Here is a 16,064-nt window from a genome sequence, read left to right as displayed (position 1 = left end):
CGAGGCGAACACGGCGGCGCGATCTCTCCGATCGCGCCGCCGCTTTTTTGTGCCCGGCGACGGGCGAGAGGGGAAGGAGAGCAAGTGAAAACGCTCAAGGAACGTGAGGCGCGCATGCTGTTGTCAGGGCTGTTCGAGCCCGGTGACGCCGATCTGGACGACCTGGTTGCCGCTTGCGGCGCGTCCGAGACCGTGCACCGGGTCTGGAGCGGCGACGTGCCCGAGCGGCTGCGTCCGGGCGCGAACGGGACCACGATCGCGTTCGAACAGGAACCCGCATGGCTCGCGGCCGGGCTGGTCGGCGCCACCGAGCGGTGCAGGTCCCGGGTCCTCATCCCCGGCGATCCGGACTGGCCCGCCGCACTTGAGGACCTGCGGGGCCTGGATTCAGACCATGAGCTGCACCTGCGCCCGCCGAGGTGCCTGTGGGTCCGCGGCGAGGGCGACCCCGCGCAAGCGCTGTCGCGGTCGGTGACGATCACCGGTTCCCGGGCTGCCACCGAGTACGGCCAGCATGTAGCCGACGACCTCGCCTCTGACCTCGCTGGGGAGGGCTGGACGGTCGTGGCTGGCGGCGGGTTCGGGATCGATCGCGCCGCGCACCAGGGCTCGCTCGCCCGGGGCGGGACGACGGTGGCGGTCCTGGCCTGCGGGGTGGACACGCCCTATCCGAGGGCGCACGCGCCGCTGTTCGACACGATCACCGCCAGGGGCGGGCTGCTGGTGAGCGAGTGGCCCCCGGGAACCAGTCCTATGTCGGGCCGGTTCCTGTCCAGGTCCCGGCTGCTGGCGGCTGCCTCGGCGGGCACGGTCGTGGTGGAGGCCACGGCCCGGTCCGATGCGCGCAGCATCGCCAGGTACGCCGCGTCCCTGGGCCGGGCGGTCATGTTCACCCCCGGGCCGGTCACTTCGTCGCTGTCGACCGGGGTCCACCAGATCGCCCGTGAGGACTGGGGTGCCCGGCTCGTGACCGGCGCGCAGGACGTCCTCAACGACCTCGCCCGCACCGAGTCCGCTTCGGCTCCGCAGCCTCGGGCCGGGCGCGACCGGTTCGCGGCGTTGCCGCTGCTCCAGCAGCGGCTGGTCGAGGTGCTGCCGCGCGGCTACATCGTGACCGCCGATCGGCTCGCCGCGGCAGCGGGCATGCCCGAGGGGGCCGCAGCCGCGGCGCTCGAAGAGCTCCAGGCGTCGGGCTGGGTCGAGCAGATCGACGGGCGCTGGCGCCTCAGCCCGGAGCACCCGCCGTCCCCGGAAGGCGCCTGAACCCATACAGGGCGAGGCAGGTTCTCGCCCGCCTTGATCGACCGCCGCTGCGCGCGCAGGGGCGGTTTTCGCATGTCCCGGTGCGGGTCCCTCGCCGAGGAGGCCCGCGCCCAACCCAAGAAAGGAGAGCACTGTGGATGAACCTGATGTTCGTCTCGCAGACGCTGGTGTGCTCGGACACGCTGTTGCCGTCGGCTTCCTCGTACCGGACGTCCCCGGCGAGGGCCCGTGGGAGGCGGTGCTGGTCCTCGACCAGTACCACTTGCCGCTCCAGTTCGAGCCGTTCGGGCTCGGCCGCGAGCGGGTGCTGACGGCGCAACCGGTGCAGCCGCACACCGAGCAGGCCCCGCTCCTGCGGCGCCGGATCGCGCAAGGGGTGCTGGTCGCGCAGCCCTTCACATGGGCAGGCAGGTCAGCGACCGCAATCGGCCTCGCACACCCTGATGGACGGCGGCTGAACCTGCGGCCCGTGGTCGAGAGCCCGCACGTGCGCCAGCGCCCGGTCCTGCTGGAGGCCCACCCGGTGTCGACTTCGGCGTGCCCGTGCTCCTCCCGGGGCCCGGTCGAGACCGAGTGGGGGCTGTTTTGAGCCAGCCCACCAGCGTGTTCAGGATCGGCCGGGGCTATCTCACGGTGCCCAGGAGCGAGCGCGGCGGCAGGTTCGGGCTCGTGGCGCTGCTCGGCGACGACGGGCAGTACCTGGAGCTGTCGGGCGTCCCGGTGGCGACGCACGCGGTGCTCGTCGCCGTGCGGCGCGAGCGGATCGTGTGTCTGCGGTGGCGGCGCTGGTTCGCCCCCGGCGAGATCCGTCTCGCGGTGGACCGGGAGGTCCCGGTGCGGCTGGGGTCCGGTCGCGTCCGGGTCACCGGCCTGACCGCCCCCCGGACACCGCAGGCGATCGGCGTCGAGCCCGACCGGCCCGGCTACCGCGGACCATGGCTCGACCCGCAGGCGCTATCGCAGGTCAGCGGCGCGTTCGTCGAGTTGCAGCTGCTGCGCCCGGTGGAGCTGCGCGAGCTGCCCCCGCCCGACTCGGCAGGTGCGCGATGAAGGCCGCCGGGACGGTTCATGTGCTCGGCACCGGGGTGCTGCGCCTCGGCACGCCAGTGGGCGAGGCGGGTCGTCAGCGGTTGCGGATCGCGCTGCACGCACCCGGCTCCGATCTGGTCCGCCTGGTGCTGGTCCGGGTGCCGCTTCGTACGTACGGCGTCCTCGCGGCGGTCCCAGCGGCGCCCGCAATCCCGCGGCAGCGCACTGGCGCGACCGCGCCGCGCATCACCGGGGAGCTCGGGGGCGGTGTGCTGCACGGCAATCCGCCCGCGCCGCAGGTGCCGGGCCCGGTCGATCAGATCGGGCTCGAAGTCTCCGGCGCGTGCGGGCTTGATGCTGCCGCGGTCACGGCGGCCCTGGGATCGGTGGTGCGTCTGGAGTTCCACGCGCTCGACCCGGTGACCGCTGCACGTCAATGACGTTGCGGCCGAGCAAAATCCGACTCTCGCTCGGCCGCAACCGGAATCCCAACCAACAAGGAAGAAAGGAAGGGTCCAGATGCGATCCTACGGAATCTACGAGCACCTCGACACCCTCCCGACCAGTGCCCTGGCCGGGTTCGCGCCGTACCTGCGCACCACTCTCGGCGCTGCCGAGCTGGTCGCCATTGGCACCTGCGAGGGGCGCCCGGTCGACCTGGAGTGCCGGCCCATGGCGGACTTCGAGCGGCCCGAGCAGATGGCGGCGTTCCGCGACCGGTGGGCCGCTTCGAACGCGACCGAGCTGTATGCGGTCGCATTCAGCCCGGACCGCAGGGACGGCGCGATCGTGCTCGACCGGGTCATGACCAACCTCCTCGCCGTCCGGCCCGACCTCGTTGACGGCCACCAGTGGATCGTGGCCGCCAGCGGCCGGTGGTCGTTCGTCGCCGACGAACTCGAGGAGCGCAACCGGCGCTTTGCGGTCGCCTTCCCCGAGGACGACCCCGCGGCCGTCGTCGCCGCGGTGCGCCTGCGCGCCGCCGCCGTCTACGAGGCCCAGCTCCAGCGCTTCGCGTTCCCGGCCGCTGCGGATGCGGCTGCGGTCCAGGCGTGGTGCGACCTGCGCCGCCACGAGCGCGAGCAGCGGCCCGTGTCCGATCGCACCGCCGTCGATGCGGGGCTGTACTACGCGTGCGCCCAGGCGCCGCAGGTCTCGGCGCAGGATGCGACGGCGCTGGGGGTCGCGGTGGCCGACAACGCGGAGCTGCGTTCGTGGCTGGTGGGCCACGTGCTCACCGCCGAGGACTGGCACGGGCGCATGTGGACGCAGGTCGCGTCCTACCTCGGCGGGACCGAGCGCGCTGTCGCCGCCGCCTTGGCGGCGCTGGCGGCCTGGGCCGAGGGCCTCGACGCCGGTGCTGCTGCCGAGGTCGCGTTGGCCGCCGACCCGGACTGCGATCTGGCGCGGGCCGTCGCCGCGCTCATCGCGACCGGCATCAGCGCCGCGAGCCTGACCGTCCTCGGACCGCAGCGCGACGCCGCGTCGCCGGTCGGGCTCGCCGCCGTGCGCCAACGCGCCTGACCGGCTCCACCACACGATCCCAGCGGGCGGCGCACCACCAGGTGCGCCGCCCGCCCCACAGCGGCACCGGACGGTGCCGCTGTTCTCGCATGCCCGCTGCGCGGGCGGAAAGGAAGTCACCGTGCGAACGCACACCACTAACCGGACGGCGCCGCCGTCCCCCGACACCAACCGGCAGACCCGTCGATCGAGGAAAGGAGCGCGCCGTGGGTTACAGCCGCACCACTGCCGTCGCCCTCACCGGCACGGACGCGACCATCGTGACCGTCGAGACCGCTATCGTCGCGACCGCGGACCCCAAGGTCCGTATCTCCGGGCTCCCTGAGACCGTCGCCGAGCAGGCGCAGACCCGCGTCCGCTCGGCCCTGGCGAACTCATCTCTGCGCTTCCCCGACCAGGAAGTGACCATCACCTGCAACCCGGCCACGCCCGGACTGGTCGGCTCGGCCACGGACCTCGCGCTCGCCGTCACGGTGCTGGGCGCGGCCGGTGACATCGACACCGCGGCCCTGTCCGGGACAGTCCTGCTCGCCGAGCTGGGCCTGGACGGCAGCTTGCGAGCGCTGCCCGGGGTGTATCCCGCGCTCACTGCCGCCCGCGCTGCCGGATTCGACGGCGCGATCGTCGCTGCGGACAACGCGGCCGAGGCCGCGCTGGTCGAGGGCATGACGGTCTTCACCGTCCCCGATCTGGCGACGCTCGCCGCCTGGCTGTGGGGGCAGGCAGAAATCACCTCGGTGCAGCCTGCACCCGCTGCGGGGCCGCTGCCCGCGCTGCCGGATCTGGCTGATCTCCCGATCAGCGCCAGGGCCCGGTGGGCGCTCGAGGTGGCGGCGGCAGGCGGGCACCACATGCTGCTCGTCGGCCCGCCTGGTGCCGCCACGACCGCCATCGCCGAACGCCTCCCGGGCCTGCTTCCCGCGCTGACGGCGGAGGCGGCCGAGGAGGTGACGGGCCTGCATTCGCTGCGAGGGCGTCTGATCGGCAGCGAGGCGAATCGGATCGAGCATCCGCCGTTCGCTGCACCGCACCACTCGATCACCACGGCCTCGTTCATCGGCGGCGGTGCGGGAGCACGAGTGCTCGGGGAGGTCGCGCTCGCGCACCGCGGGGTCCTGTTCATCGATGAGGCCCCCGATTGGCCCTTGCCCGTGCTGGACTCACTGTGGCAGGTCCTGGAGTCCGGTGAGGTCCGCATTCGCCGCGGCGACACCAGGATCGCCTACCCGGCGGACGTCCAACTGGTCCTCGCTGCCGCGCCGTGCCCTTGCAGGGCAGCGTCACCGGGGGCGTGCCGTTGCCGGGGCTCGCAGCGTCGCGGCTACCTGGCCCAGATCTCCCGGTCAGTCCTGAACCGGGTCGACCTGCGGGTCCACCTGCCCGCGCTCGGCCCGCTGACCGAGGGCACCGACCGACCGCGCGGGGAGTCCTCGGAAATGGTCGCCGCTCGCGTGGCCGCCGCCCGCGCCGCAGCCGCTGTCCGCTGGTCGGCGGCGGGGGAGCCGTGGCGGTGCAACCGGGACGTGCCGGGCCCCATACTCCGTTCGCCCGCATGGCGACTTCCCGACGAAGCGGTCGCCGTCGCTCACCAGCTCATTAGGACCGAGCGGATCACCGCACGCGGATACGACCGGGCGCTCAAGCTCGCCTGGACGATCGCGGACCTGCGCGGTCACGAGGAGCCGACCCGAGACGACGTCGCCGCCGCCGCCAGCCTCCGATTGGGCCTGGATCTCGGTTCGGAGGAACAGTGACCGGCCACGACGAGCCCAGCGGCGACGCAGCGGACCGCACCTTCGCGACGATGTTCGCTCCGGTCTCTGCGGTCAGAATCGAAACCGTCGGGATCATCGCCTTGTGCCTGGCGGCGGCGATGGGTCGCCTTAGCGATTACGAACTCGTCGCCCAGAGCGGTCCTGTGTTTGCACCGATCACGGAAGGTACAGCCGCGCTCGAAAAGGGCGAGATCGCACAGGCGCTGGTGTACCTGGTCAAGATCCGCTGCCGCGCGGCCGCATGCGAGCGCATCGGCCTGGAGTCCGCGGCGCGCTTCGAGCGGTGGGCTGAGGTCGCTCGGCACGCGATCGAGACGCCAGTCGAAGCCCAGGCAATGACCGTCGCCGCCTACGCCGCCTACCGGTCCGGCCAGACCGGTCTGGCCCACAGCGCGCTCGAACGCGCCTTGGAGCTCAATCCGGATCTGGTCGACGCGCGCGCCTACCTCGACGCGATCGAGCGCGCCGTGCCCGCCGAGGAGGTGCAGCCGGTCGGCGCCGAGCGGTTCTAGGACCGCGACACCAATCCACATCCCCACCCGCAGGGGCCGCGACTCGTTCGCGGCCCCTGCTTCGTCATGCCCCGACACCGGTTGGGGCGCAACCATCATGAAAGGAACGACCATGGAAACCGAGTACGACCCCGCAGCGATCACTGCGGTCATCAACTGCCTCTCGGAGCCGCGCGACTCCAAAAAGGTCGACGAGATCGCCACCAGCACCGCGCTGCCCGAGACGGACGTCAAGAGCATCCTCGCCGTCCTCAAAGAGGAGCAGATCCTCAAGCACACCGGCCGCGGCAAGAACATCCAGTGGTTCATCAACCGGGACCTCGCCCTGCCGGTCGAACTGCCCGAGCACCTGCTCGGGGCCACCGCCGACGACAGCACCGATGCCGAGGCTGCCGGTTCGGACGCCGCCGAGGACGCAGGGATCGAGGAGAACGCGCCTGCGGCCGGTCTCGCCAGCGCCGACGGCTCCGAGGACGACGGAAGCAACCTGGAGCAGGACGGCGATCCGGAATCCCCGGGGTCCGATCCGCTCGAAAACGAGGAGACGGCGCCGGAGCCGCCGGATGCGGAAGCGACGCGCGAATGCGAAGCCGCCACGGACAACGACGTGGCAGAAGGCGATCAGGCGGTTGAGTCCGGTCGGGGAGCGGACACGCAGACCGCTTCGACAGGGGTTGCAGAGGAGGAGCCCGGGGACGAGGAGTTCGCGGACGCGGATCTGGAGTGGACGACCGGCGGTCCGCTCCAGGAGCCGTCGAGTATGGGCGGCTCTGATCTGGAGGTGATGATGGTGTTCAACTGCCTGCCTCCGCACGGCGCGGACACCAGCGTCGACCTGCCCTACCTGCTCCGGCTCGTAGGGACGGCGATGCGCAGCATCCGCATCGTCAAAGCCCTCTGGCTGATGTGGGAGCACGGCGTTGCCGAAGCCTCCGGGAACTGGCGGGCCGACCGCGGCCAGTGGCGACAGGCCCCGGGAGCGACGCACCGGCACCTCGTCGGCATCCACATGTCCAAGGCCCCCCGGCGGGTGGTCTGCCCCGACTGCGGAGACGACGCGGTCCTGCAGTACGAGCACGGCGCAGCGAGCGCGGTGAAGCCGTTCGATCCGGACACGCCCGCGCCCGCGGGCCTGGCCGAGCGGGCCGAGCAGGACGCCCACGCCCGGTCGCCGGAGATCATGTTCGCCGCGATGCTCCTCGACCACGGCGACCCGATGGACGCCAAGGCCATCGCCGAGTACACCGGGTTCCGGCTGCCGGTGGTCCTGCAGGGGCTGTGGGCGATGCGCGCGTGCCGGATCGTCGAGTGCTCCCACATCCGCCGGCCCGACGGCGGGATGTGGCGGGCCACCGAGCACACGCTCGACCAGGCGCACCTGGTCCGGCCCAGCGACTCACCCTCCATGCTCGGATGCGCCACCTGCGGGCGCACCCTCGCAGGTCGCCAGATCGCGGGCGGGGCTCCCACCGAAGGGAAGAAGAAGGTCAAGGGAGAGCCCCGGGCGAACACGCACGATGAGGGCGTGCCGCTGCCGCCGAAGGCACTCAGGGTCATGATCCTGGCCTGGGCTAATGCCGCGCCCGCGGGCTGGGAGATGGAAGCCGGGAAGGACCCGGCCGTCCGCACGCCGGGGGGCCTGTTGAACGTCCTGGTGCGCGCGTGCCAAGGCGGCGAGATGCTCGACTGGCTCGCGACCTGGGTGGAAAACCACCTTGAGGATGAGGAGAAGGTCGCGGAGACCAGCGAGGCGATCAGCGAGACCGACCCGACCAAGCGAGCCATACCCCGCAGCGCTGGCGCGGTCAAGAACGCCCTCGTCAATCTGACGCTCGAGGACGGCTCCCCGATCGAAAGGGTCAGGGACGCACGGGTGGAAACCTACCGGTCCACCGTCAAACCCGACCACGACGCGCTCCTCAATCGCGAGGACGACGGCTTCGATGCCGACGAGGAGTACGACGCCGACGACGAGGCCGACGACTGGTCGGAGGAAGCCGACACCGACACCGACACCGACACCGACACCGACAAATAGCACCACAATGCAGGACCGTGCCTTTGGGCGCGGTCCTGCCGTGCCGTCCTGCAACAACTCTTGAAAGGAGACCATTGTGGATGCCTATGAGCGGGACATGGTCGACGCGATCGTCACCGGCCGCGGACCCGAGGTCGGGGCTGACCGGCAGTTCCTGCGGCGCATGGCCGCCGAGCAGCTCTACGCCTGCAAACGGCACGGCCGGCAGCTCGACCTCAAGCAGTCGGTCGCCATTTCCCTCCACGACAAATCCGGGAAGCCGTTGCAGACGATCGTGATCTGCGACGAGGCATTCGACGACCCGCACACCGCCGAAGTCCTCGCGGGGGCGTCGGCGGACATCGAGATCGTCGTCCACGACGGCCGGCTCCTGTGGGACGAGCCGCCCGCAGCCGACGGCACCGACGCGGACCCGGGGCCGCGGTTGTGATGCAGGCATGGGTCGGGTGCTGGGCCTGCTACAACGAGGGCTTCCTCGTCGGCGCCTGGTTCGATCTGCCCGACCAGACCCCCAGCATCGAGCTGGTGCACCAGCTCGGCGTCGACCACGGCGACCACCGTGACGACTTGGAGCTGCACGAGGAGATCGGCGTGTTCGACCTCGACGGCGACCTCGGGCACTTCAGCGACGCCATCGGCGAATCCGTCGTCACCGCCGTGGAGGTGGCACGGGTCCTCGACGACATGGAGCCCGACCAGCGCGCCGTATTCGCTGCCTACGTCAAAGCCGTCGGCGAACCGGCCAGCGCCGAGCTTGCCGCGCAGTGCGAGGGCAACTACATCGGGGCGTTCGCGTCGGTCCGGGCGTTCGGCATGGAGCATGGCGCCGACCTGCTCGGCTGGCACGAACTCCCGGGGCATGTGCAGGAGGTGCTCGACCCGTACATCGACTGGGAGGAGGTCGGCGAGAACGATCTCCTCGACTACGAGTCGGCCCGTATCGGCCGGACGCTGCACGTCTGGCACCTCGAATGACCACATCACATCGGGCCCGCACCGGGCTCGCACGTTCGGTGCCGCAGCCATCGGCTGCGGCGCTTTCCGTTATCCAGCAATCGAAAGGACATTCGTTATGCGCAGTATCGAAGACCTCAGCGGCAGTGCACCGCCGCCGCTGAGCCACCCGTGGCGCGACCACGTCACCACCGTGTTGAAAGCCATGCCGTTCGGGGCGTGGACGACCGTCGATGACCTCGCCGCCGCATTCGGCACCAGCCCCAAGCAGGTCTCGGAGTTCATCGCCGGAGCCCAGCCCGAGGGGATCGAGCGCATCCTCACCGACACCGGGCAACTGCGCCGCAGCAGCGCCTTCCGCGGCATCGACCAGACCGAACGCGAGCACCAGCTCGCCGCCGTCGGCGTCCACCTCGACGACTCCGGCCGCGCCGACCGCACACGTCGCATCCGAGACGCGGCACTGGTCGCTCTGGCCGCCGACCCGGTCACCGGGCTCCTCGCCGAAGGAGTTCGCCGGACCTGGCCGAGCAGCGCCAGCGCGGTCAACCACGCCCCTGAGCAGCGCGAGCAGCTCAGCGTGCTCGCCGCCCGCTGCGACTGGGTGTCGGTCGGCCGCAGCGGGGACCTGCTGCACCGCAGCAGCGCTGCGCCGCTGCTCCACCAGCTGCCTTCGGGCCTGGCCGCCGCCGTCGGCGTTGTGCAAGGCGAACCGTCCTGGCCGACACAGGCACTGGTCGCGATCGGGCTCCTCGGCAGGGGCATCGGCGCACCGATGAGCTCAGTCCGCATGGTCGCCGTCCGCTCCCTCGAAACGGGCGCTGCGGTGGAGGTGTTCGGGTTGGCGGTGGTGGGCCGGTCGGTGCCGGTCCTCGTCCAGACCCGCGCCCTGCCGCCCGCACCCCCGGGGCCGGGTGCGAGCGGTGCGTGCCGACGCGGCGAGCACGGCCAGTGCCGGGGCCGCACCACCAACGGCACCGCACCGTGCTCGTGCAAGTGCGGGTGCGAGCGGGACGGACGGGCGACCGTCATGGGCGCCTTGGCCGTCGGCGACGAGTTCACCTCCAGCGTCAGCCGCCGCGCCAGGGTCTCCGCGCCCCCAGTGCCAGACGGCCTCGGGTTCGTGCGGGTGCGCAGCCGCGACTACATCAGCCGCGCCGAGTGCGACACGAGATACGCCGCGGACCTGGTCGCGATCGTCGCCAACCCGCGCAAACGCTCACGCCCGAACCCGTAGGTGCCAGCCGAGGCTCCGATTCGAACCCGAGAGCCCCGGCCGGCTGCAACCCGCCATTCATCCACTTCCGCAAGAGAACGAGAAGGAGAGCTGCTTTGGACAGCACACCACCACCGGCACCGCGCATGATCTGCGGGGCCTGCCTGCGACCGCTCAACCGGTACCTGCCCTTCGGAGACGACGGCGAACCCACCGGTGAAGTGATCTATAGGCACCCGCTCGACGACGAGGCCGCCCACGACCCGGAGCCGCAACCACGGGACGAGCACTACGAAGCGCAGATCGACAACCGCTGCGACTTCTGCAATGACACTGAACCCGTCTGGCGCTACCGGGCTCCCGGGATGCAGCTGCTGGTCCTCGGCGACGACAACGACATCGTCCAAGAGCAGCACTTCAGTGAGCTGTGGGACGCCTGCACCGACTGCGGGAAGGCCATCGAGCACCGCAACCTCGCAGGGCTGGTCCGCAGGTCCAAGGTCGCGCTCGGCGACGCCTGCGACGCCTTGGACGCCGACTATCTCGAACGGCAGCACCAGGCGTTCTTCCTGGTGCTGGAGCCCGGACGAGTCCGTCTGCCCAAGCAGCACCGATAACCACACCGCACCCCGGGGCTCGCGCATTCCTGCGCGAGCCCCGGCTCGTCTTACCCGACAACCAGAAAGGACAGCAACCATGAGCGAGGAAGCCGCCATTGAGACACCGGCCCGTCCGCACTTGCAAGCAGCCCACGAGGCCGCCATCGCTGCCAATCGCGACCATGCCGTGTACGGCGGCATGGGGGTGATCATGGCCGTGAACAAGTCCCAGGACCCGCCGACCGGGCCCGAGGAGGTGCTGCGCGCCGACGCCGTCGCCGCCGTCGCCGCCATTTTCGAGTACGCCGAAGTCGCGGGCTGGTATCCCGAGCTGATCGTCATCGAAGCGATCCGACTCCATGCCCAGCGCCGCGAGGCCGAGATCGATGCCGCCATCGCCTCCGGCCAAGGGCACTTCACCTGCACAGACTGCGGCACGCAGGTGTGGGAGATCCCGCGCTGGTACCTGCGCTGCCACAACTGCCAGCGCGAACGCAACGGCCAGCTGCACACCGGCCTGCTCCCCTACGACGAGTCCGCCATCGCCGAGCACTGCGCCGCCTGGGCGGAGATTGCGGTGCAGGCGTTCAGCGCGCTGACGCGCAAGGGCTGGGACTACCTGTCCACCGACAGCGAAGGGCGCGAAGAAATCCTGTCCGACCTCATCGGCGACCTCGGACACCTGGCCCGCCGCGACGGCCTCGACCCCGACGCGATCTACCAGCGCGGCAAGAACGCATTCGCCGACGAAGACCAGGCCGAACCCGAGCAGGACTAGCAACTGCTCGCACACCACCGATCCCCCGGGCGCGCCGTACGGCGCGCCCGTTCCTCTTTCCAAACCGATTGGAGTACCAGCACATGGACCACCAGCCACCACCACCCGCCGCCACCGGCGGCTCTCCCAGTACCCGCACCGGGTACTGGCTCTCCGAGCACCTCCCGGACGGCACCGACCGGCACTGGTCGATCCTCGCCCGCCAGCGCACCGCACGCGAGAGCGACCGCGCCCAGGTCAGTGCCGCGATCGAGGCCGTGACCTGGTACCGGGGAGGCGCCAAAGTCGCCTTCTCACCAGGGGCGCTACTCAACGAGATCATCAGCAAGGTCACGACACCGCCGATCGCCTTCGGCATCAGCGACCTCGCGCTGGAGCTGCCCGAAGCGGGCCTATCCGAACACGACCGGGCCCGGTACGACAGCAACCCGGCCCTGCTCGATCCAGACCTGTTCGAGACGACCTCCGTTGTCGCGCTGGCCTTCCGAGAGGGGCGGACGGTGTTCTGCATGTACTACCTCGACGAAGGCGTGCATGCGCGCCCGGTCGCGCTCGACATGCGCGACCTCGACCCCGGGCCCGAACGCTCGGTCGGATGCGCGGCACGCCTGCACTCGATCTGCCAGGGCCGCTACATCACCGAAGGCCGCGACACACGGCCGTGCGCGTGCGACTGCGGATGCCGCAACCGGCACCAGCAGGCCACGGCCTAACCGATCCCGCAACACCGCCAACGGGAACGGCACCGGCCACTCCCGCCCGCCACGATGAAAGGAATACGCCTTGAACAAGCCACTGCCCACCACCGCCCTCCAGCCGGACTACGACCCGACCGCCATGTCCCCGGCCGCACTGGTCGCGCTCTCGCCCTACCTGGTCGAGCGTCCCGACGAAGCCATGGTCCTGCTCGGCTCCCGGGCCGGTGCGCCGTGCGGCATGACCGTCCACGACCTCGATGACGTCATCGCCTCCGGTGGCGCTGGCATCGCCGAGACCTGGGCGCCACTGCGGCCCGAGCGTCTCACGACGCTGCTGTGCAGCCTCGACTCCGGCCGGGCCAACCTGGCATGGGAGGAAACGTTCACCCACGAGTTCGTCGATGCGATCGGAATGCACTGGGACGGTGAGCGATCCATCTGGATCTATGGGGACCGGCGCTGGCTCGAAGGCTCGCTGATGTGGGACGACCTCTGGAAGCTCCAGGACCCTCCCGCCACCGAGCCCGTCGCCGCACGCATGACTGCGATCGGCTTGCACGCGCGCCTCGAACAGGCCGGAGCGCCCCGCGGAACGCTCCCCGACTTCGGTCGCATTCCCGATGGCAGCCACTTGCCATCGCGGGACCTGTTTGCGCTGACCGAGAACTTCACACCTGACGACGACAGCGAACGAGCGCTCATGGCCGAGCGGTTCTCCCTCAGCCCGGGCCTGCTTGCAGGGGCCATCGACCACCTCCTTGCCGAGACCGACGCAGTCAGGACGCTGCACTGGTCGGAGGGCATGGGCACCGACGGCCCCGGCTACCGCGCCGACCAGAACGGTCTCGCGCTCCAGGCGCTCGCGCGATGGCGGTGGGGCATGGAGGTCAGCACCACGGACCTGTACAGCACGACGACACAGCCACTGTCGGCGCACGTCCGTAGCCTCCTCGGGATCGGGGTCAGCGCCGCCGCCCTCGGGTGGCGGCCGTGACCGGCACCGCCCGGCCCGGCAAGACCCGAGACCTGACCACGGGACCCACGTGAGCGCACCGCGCTCCAGTCGATTCACGGCAACACCAACGCGAAAGGACACATCTTGAACAAGCCATCACCCGCTACCGGCCAGAGGGACTCCGAGGCTGCGATCGCACACATCGCCGCCGCCGCAGTCCAACTGGACCGCGACGAACAAGGCGACCGCGAGACGATCATCGCCGCCGCCACCGACACCCTCCAGGCCCTCCTGCGCGGCCTGCGCAGCGACGATCCCGATCAACGCCATGGCGCCGAACAGGACCTGGCCGCGCTCGTGCTCGCCGGGGCGGTTCGCGACGCCGACACCGCACGGGGTCTGCCGTGGGATTTCAACGCGGTCCCCTACGCCCGCGCCGTCCTCGAAGTCACCGACACCGTGCTGGACACCCGCTTCCTCAATCTCGCGGGCACTGGCCCAGTCACGTTCGAATACTGGTGGGAGAAGCGCTACACCCGCACCTTCGATCGCGACGAACTCTCGCCCGGCTGGGAGCAGGCGCTGCTACACCCCGGCAAGTGCACGAACGCAGCGAACCGGGACCTCGACAACTTGCTTGGCGAAGACCTCGGCGAGCACTACACCGACGAGGACTCCCAGCGCGTCTGGTGCCGCGTCACGACCGACACGCCTGTCCCGCCGCCGAACACCAACGGCACGACGCCTTCGCGCTGATCGGCACGGACCCAACCGAACTCCATGACCGGCCGAGCGGCGGAGACCTCAACCAGGTCTCGGCCGCTCGGCCTTTTTTCCGTTCCACGACAACGAAAGGCGATACCGCCATGGATCACATCGAACTCGACGACGGCGATGCACGCGCCGTCCTTACCGCCGTGACGGGGCCCGGCCACGCCGCGATCGGCGACCTCATTCGCGCCCACGGCGCCCCCGACGTCCTCGCCCTCGGCCTCACCGGCGGCCTGTCAGGCAGGCCCGCCGCACAAGTCGCCGCCGGACTCGCCAGGACCGGCATCAGCAGCGCCGATGACGTGCACCGGCTGGCCGAGCGACTGCAGGCCACCGCGAAGGAGCACCGGGCCCGGCTGCTGACTCCCGACGACGAAGCATGGCCGCGCAGTCTCAGTGAGCTCCATGCACACCCGAGCACCGCGAATTGGGGTGAACCGTGGTGCCTGTGGGTCCAAGGCGTCGATGCCAGCCACCATCGGCCCAGGAGCGCGGTAGTGGGAAACGACTGGCCCTCAACCTGGGCGAAGCAGTTCACCCGCGACCTCACCGCGCGACTGTCCGAGCACGGCGTCACCGTGGTGTGCTCGGCACGGCTTGGTGTTGCCGCCGAGGCCGCTGCCGAGGCGATCGCCCACCGGCGGACCGTCAACGCCGTGGTCGCCGGCGGATTCGGCCAGACCTCCCAAGGAGTCGATCCGCACCTGATCGAGCAGATCGCCGCCCATGGGGCGGTCTATGCGAGCCTGCCGCCGCACACCCCCGCCAGCGCGGCCAACGCGGGCTATCGCGATGCGCTCCTGGCCGCCATGTCCGGCCCCATCGCGGCCATCGAGGTGCCCTCCGGCAGCGCGAAGCGGCCGCTGTTCACCACCGCGAAGGCGCTCGATCGCGCCGTCTACTCCGCCGGTCACCCGTACCTGATCACCAAGCGGGTCGGCAACGCCGCGCTGGAGTCCGAAGGGGCCCTGGCGATTTCGGACCCGGCCGTGATGGCTGATGCCATCGCCGGGATCGAGACGCCGACCGACCAGTGACCTGCTCGTTTCGCTGTGCGCAGCCGGATCTCCGCGTCCAAACGAATCTCCGGCTGCGCCTGGCGTCCCTCGACGTGAAAGGAATGCCTTGACCAGTCAATCAAACCGCGACCGCGACCGCAAACAGGCGCGCCTGATCGCGACGGGCGAGGGCGGCTTCGCCGTCGATGCCGTCGCTACCGTCGATGCGCTCTGGGAAGCGCTCGGTGCTGCACCGGCACCAGCGCTGGAGGCGCTGTTCGCCCACAAGCCGGGCTTGATCTGGCACCTCGTTCCCACCGTCCAGGCCGCTGCGGCGTCAAGAACCGGAACGGCCTCGACCGGCGCTCAGCGACTCACCGATCTCACGCCCGCCGCCGTCGCTGCCGCTGCCAACGAGGCCGGGTGCCCGACCTTGACCTGGCAGGTGTGGAGCGATCACGGCCGCGACTCCTTCATCGTGCACCACCGAAGGATTGCGGTGCTGCGGGTCATGACCGCATGGAGCCTGACCCGGTTCGATCCGGCACGAACCGGCGGAGCGTACAGCCGGGCCGAGATCCTCCCCGGGGACTACCTCGTCGCCACCGTCGACCACCCGGTCCCGGCCGTGTGGTGCGGACGCGTCGAGGTCGTGCCGACCGCCAGCGCCCTAGCCGAGCGGCCCGAGTTCACCGCGAAGCGCCTGGCCGCCGACTGCACGGTCTGCCACCAGCGCTGGTACGGCCTCGACGGCAAGCCGCGACTACTCCCGGTCGACACCCCGGGCCCGGCCTGGTGGATCGACGAGGGCAGCGGCTTCGCCGCAGCCACCGGCACCATCGGCTGCCCCGTCCCAGGATGCACCGGGCGCGTCTGGGTCCGCTTCCTGGCCGAACCCGAGTCCTGACACACGCAGGGCCGCACCGAATCCGGTGCGGCCCTGTCCGCTTTCCA

Annotated in this window: 18 protein-coding genes; all 18 read left to right on the top strand. The window is 70.8% G+C overall.

What is annotated here, in order from left to right; translation table 11 throughout:
- Positions 1-84 precede the first annotated feature (84 nt).
- The 18 genes from WA640_RS06005 to WA640_RS05920 all read left to right on the top strand — a co-directional run bounded on the left by WA640_RS06005 (position 85) and on the right by WA640_RS05920 (position 16,017).
- Positions 85-1,263 (top strand): DNA-processing protein DprA, encoded by a 1,179-nt coding sequence (locus WA640_RS06005; RefSeq protein WP_335986633.1) that lies wholly within the window; start codon positions 85-87, stop codon positions 1,261-1,263.
- 133 nt (positions 1,264-1,396) lie between these two features.
- A complete protein-coding gene (locus tag WA640_RS06000; protein WP_335986632.1) occupies positions 1,397-1,852 on the top strand; it encodes a hypothetical protein in 456 nt (151 codons plus the stop codon).
- Positions 1,849-2,313: a hypothetical protein gene (locus WA640_RS05995; RefSeq protein WP_335986630.1), complete on the top strand. Its 465-nt coding sequence runs from the start codon at positions 1,849-1,851 to the stop codon at positions 2,311-2,313. Before WA640_RS06000 ends, WA640_RS05995 begins: the two co-directional genes overlap by 4 nt.
- Positions 2,310-2,732: a hypothetical protein gene (locus WA640_RS05990; RefSeq protein ID WP_335986628.1), complete on the top strand. Its 423-nt coding sequence runs from the start codon at positions 2,310-2,312 to the stop codon at positions 2,730-2,732. The genes WA640_RS05995 and WA640_RS05990 overlap by 4 nt, the downstream gene beginning before the upstream one ends.
- Positions 2,733-2,811: 79 nt before the next feature.
- Positions 2,812-3,816: a DUF4192 family protein gene (locus tag WA640_RS05985; RefSeq protein ID WP_335986627.1), complete on the top strand. Its 1,005-nt coding sequence runs from the start codon at positions 2,812-2,814 to the stop codon at positions 3,814-3,816.
- A 206-nt stretch (positions 3,817-4,022) separates the two neighbouring features.
- A complete protein-coding gene (locus WA640_RS05980) occupies positions 4,023-5,570 on the top strand; it encodes a YifB family Mg chelatase-like AAA ATPase (protein WP_335986626.1) in 1,548 nt (515 codons plus the stop codon).
- Positions 5,567-6,103 carry a DUF4192 family protein gene (locus WA640_RS05975; RefSeq protein ID WP_335986625.1) on the top strand — a complete coding sequence of 179 codons (537 nt, stop codon included), beginning with the start codon at positions 5,567-5,569 and terminating at the stop codon, positions 6,101-6,103. The genes WA640_RS05980 and WA640_RS05975 overlap by 4 nt, the downstream gene beginning before the upstream one ends.
- 112 nt (positions 6,104-6,215) lie before the next feature.
- Entirely contained in the window at positions 6,216-8,141 is a 1,926-nt protein-coding gene (locus WA640_RS05970; RefSeq protein ID WP_335986624.1) for a hypothetical protein, read from the top strand.
- Positions 8,142-8,217: 76 nt separating this feature from the next.
- Complete coding sequence (locus WA640_RS05965) at positions 8,218-8,571, top strand: hypothetical protein (protein ID WP_335986623.1); 354 nt, start codon at positions 8,218-8,220, stop codon at positions 8,569-8,571.
- Complete coding sequence (locus tag WA640_RS05960; RefSeq protein WP_335987543.1) at positions 8,571-9,116, top strand: antirestriction protein ArdA; 546 nt, start codon at positions 8,571-8,573, stop codon at positions 9,114-9,116. Before WA640_RS05965 ends, WA640_RS05960 begins: the two co-directional genes overlap by 1 nt.
- A gap of 97 nt (positions 9,117-9,213) precedes the next feature.
- Positions 9,214-10,332, top strand: a complete 1,119-nt coding sequence (locus WA640_RS05955) for a hypothetical protein (protein WP_335986622.1) — start codon at positions 9,214-9,216, stop codon at positions 10,330-10,332.
- A 95-nt stretch (positions 10,333-10,427) separates the two neighbouring features.
- The gene (locus WA640_RS05950; RefSeq protein WP_335986620.1) at positions 10,428-10,928 is read left to right on the top strand and encodes a hypothetical protein; all 501 of its coding nucleotides are present in this window, start codon (positions 10,428-10,430) and stop codon (positions 10,926-10,928) included.
- Between the two features lie 79 nt (positions 10,929-11,007).
- On the top strand, positions 11,008-11,688 hold the full coding sequence (locus tag WA640_RS05945; RefSeq protein ID WP_335986619.1) for a hypothetical protein: 681 nt from the start codon (positions 11,008-11,010) through the stop codon (positions 11,686-11,688).
- Positions 11,689-11,771: 83 nt separating this feature from the next.
- Positions 11,772-12,401, top strand: a complete 630-nt coding sequence (locus WA640_RS05940) for a hypothetical protein (RefSeq protein ID WP_335986618.1) — start codon at positions 11,772-11,774, stop codon at positions 12,399-12,401.
- A gap of 70 nt (positions 12,402-12,471) precedes the next feature.
- Positions 12,472-13,380, top strand: coding sequence for a hypothetical protein (locus tag WA640_RS05935; protein WP_335986617.1), 909 nt, complete (start codon positions 12,472-12,474; stop codon positions 13,378-13,380).
- 105 nt (positions 13,381-13,485) lie between these two features.
- Positions 13,486-14,097 (top strand): hypothetical protein, encoded by a 612-nt coding sequence (locus WA640_RS05930; RefSeq protein ID WP_335986615.1) that lies wholly within the window; start codon positions 13,486-13,488, stop codon positions 14,095-14,097.
- Between the two features lie 110 nt (positions 14,098-14,207).
- Positions 14,208-15,149 carry a DNA-processing protein DprA gene (locus WA640_RS05925; protein ID WP_335986613.1) on the top strand — a complete coding sequence of 314 codons (942 nt, stop codon included), beginning with the start codon at positions 14,208-14,210 and terminating at the stop codon, positions 15,147-15,149.
- A gap of 88 nt (positions 15,150-15,237) precedes the next feature.
- Complete coding sequence (locus tag WA640_RS05920) at positions 15,238-16,017, top strand: hypothetical protein (RefSeq protein WP_335986612.1); 780 nt, start codon at positions 15,238-15,240, stop codon at positions 16,015-16,017.
- Positions 16,018-16,064: the final 47 nt, after the last annotated feature.

Source organism: Glycomyces sp. MUSA5-2, assembly GCF_037034145.1.
Lineage (GTDB): Bacteria > Actinomycetota > Actinomycetes > Mycobacteriales > Micromonosporaceae > Glycomyces > Glycomyces artemisiae.
This window is presented reverse-complemented; position numbering and strand designations above follow the sequence as displayed.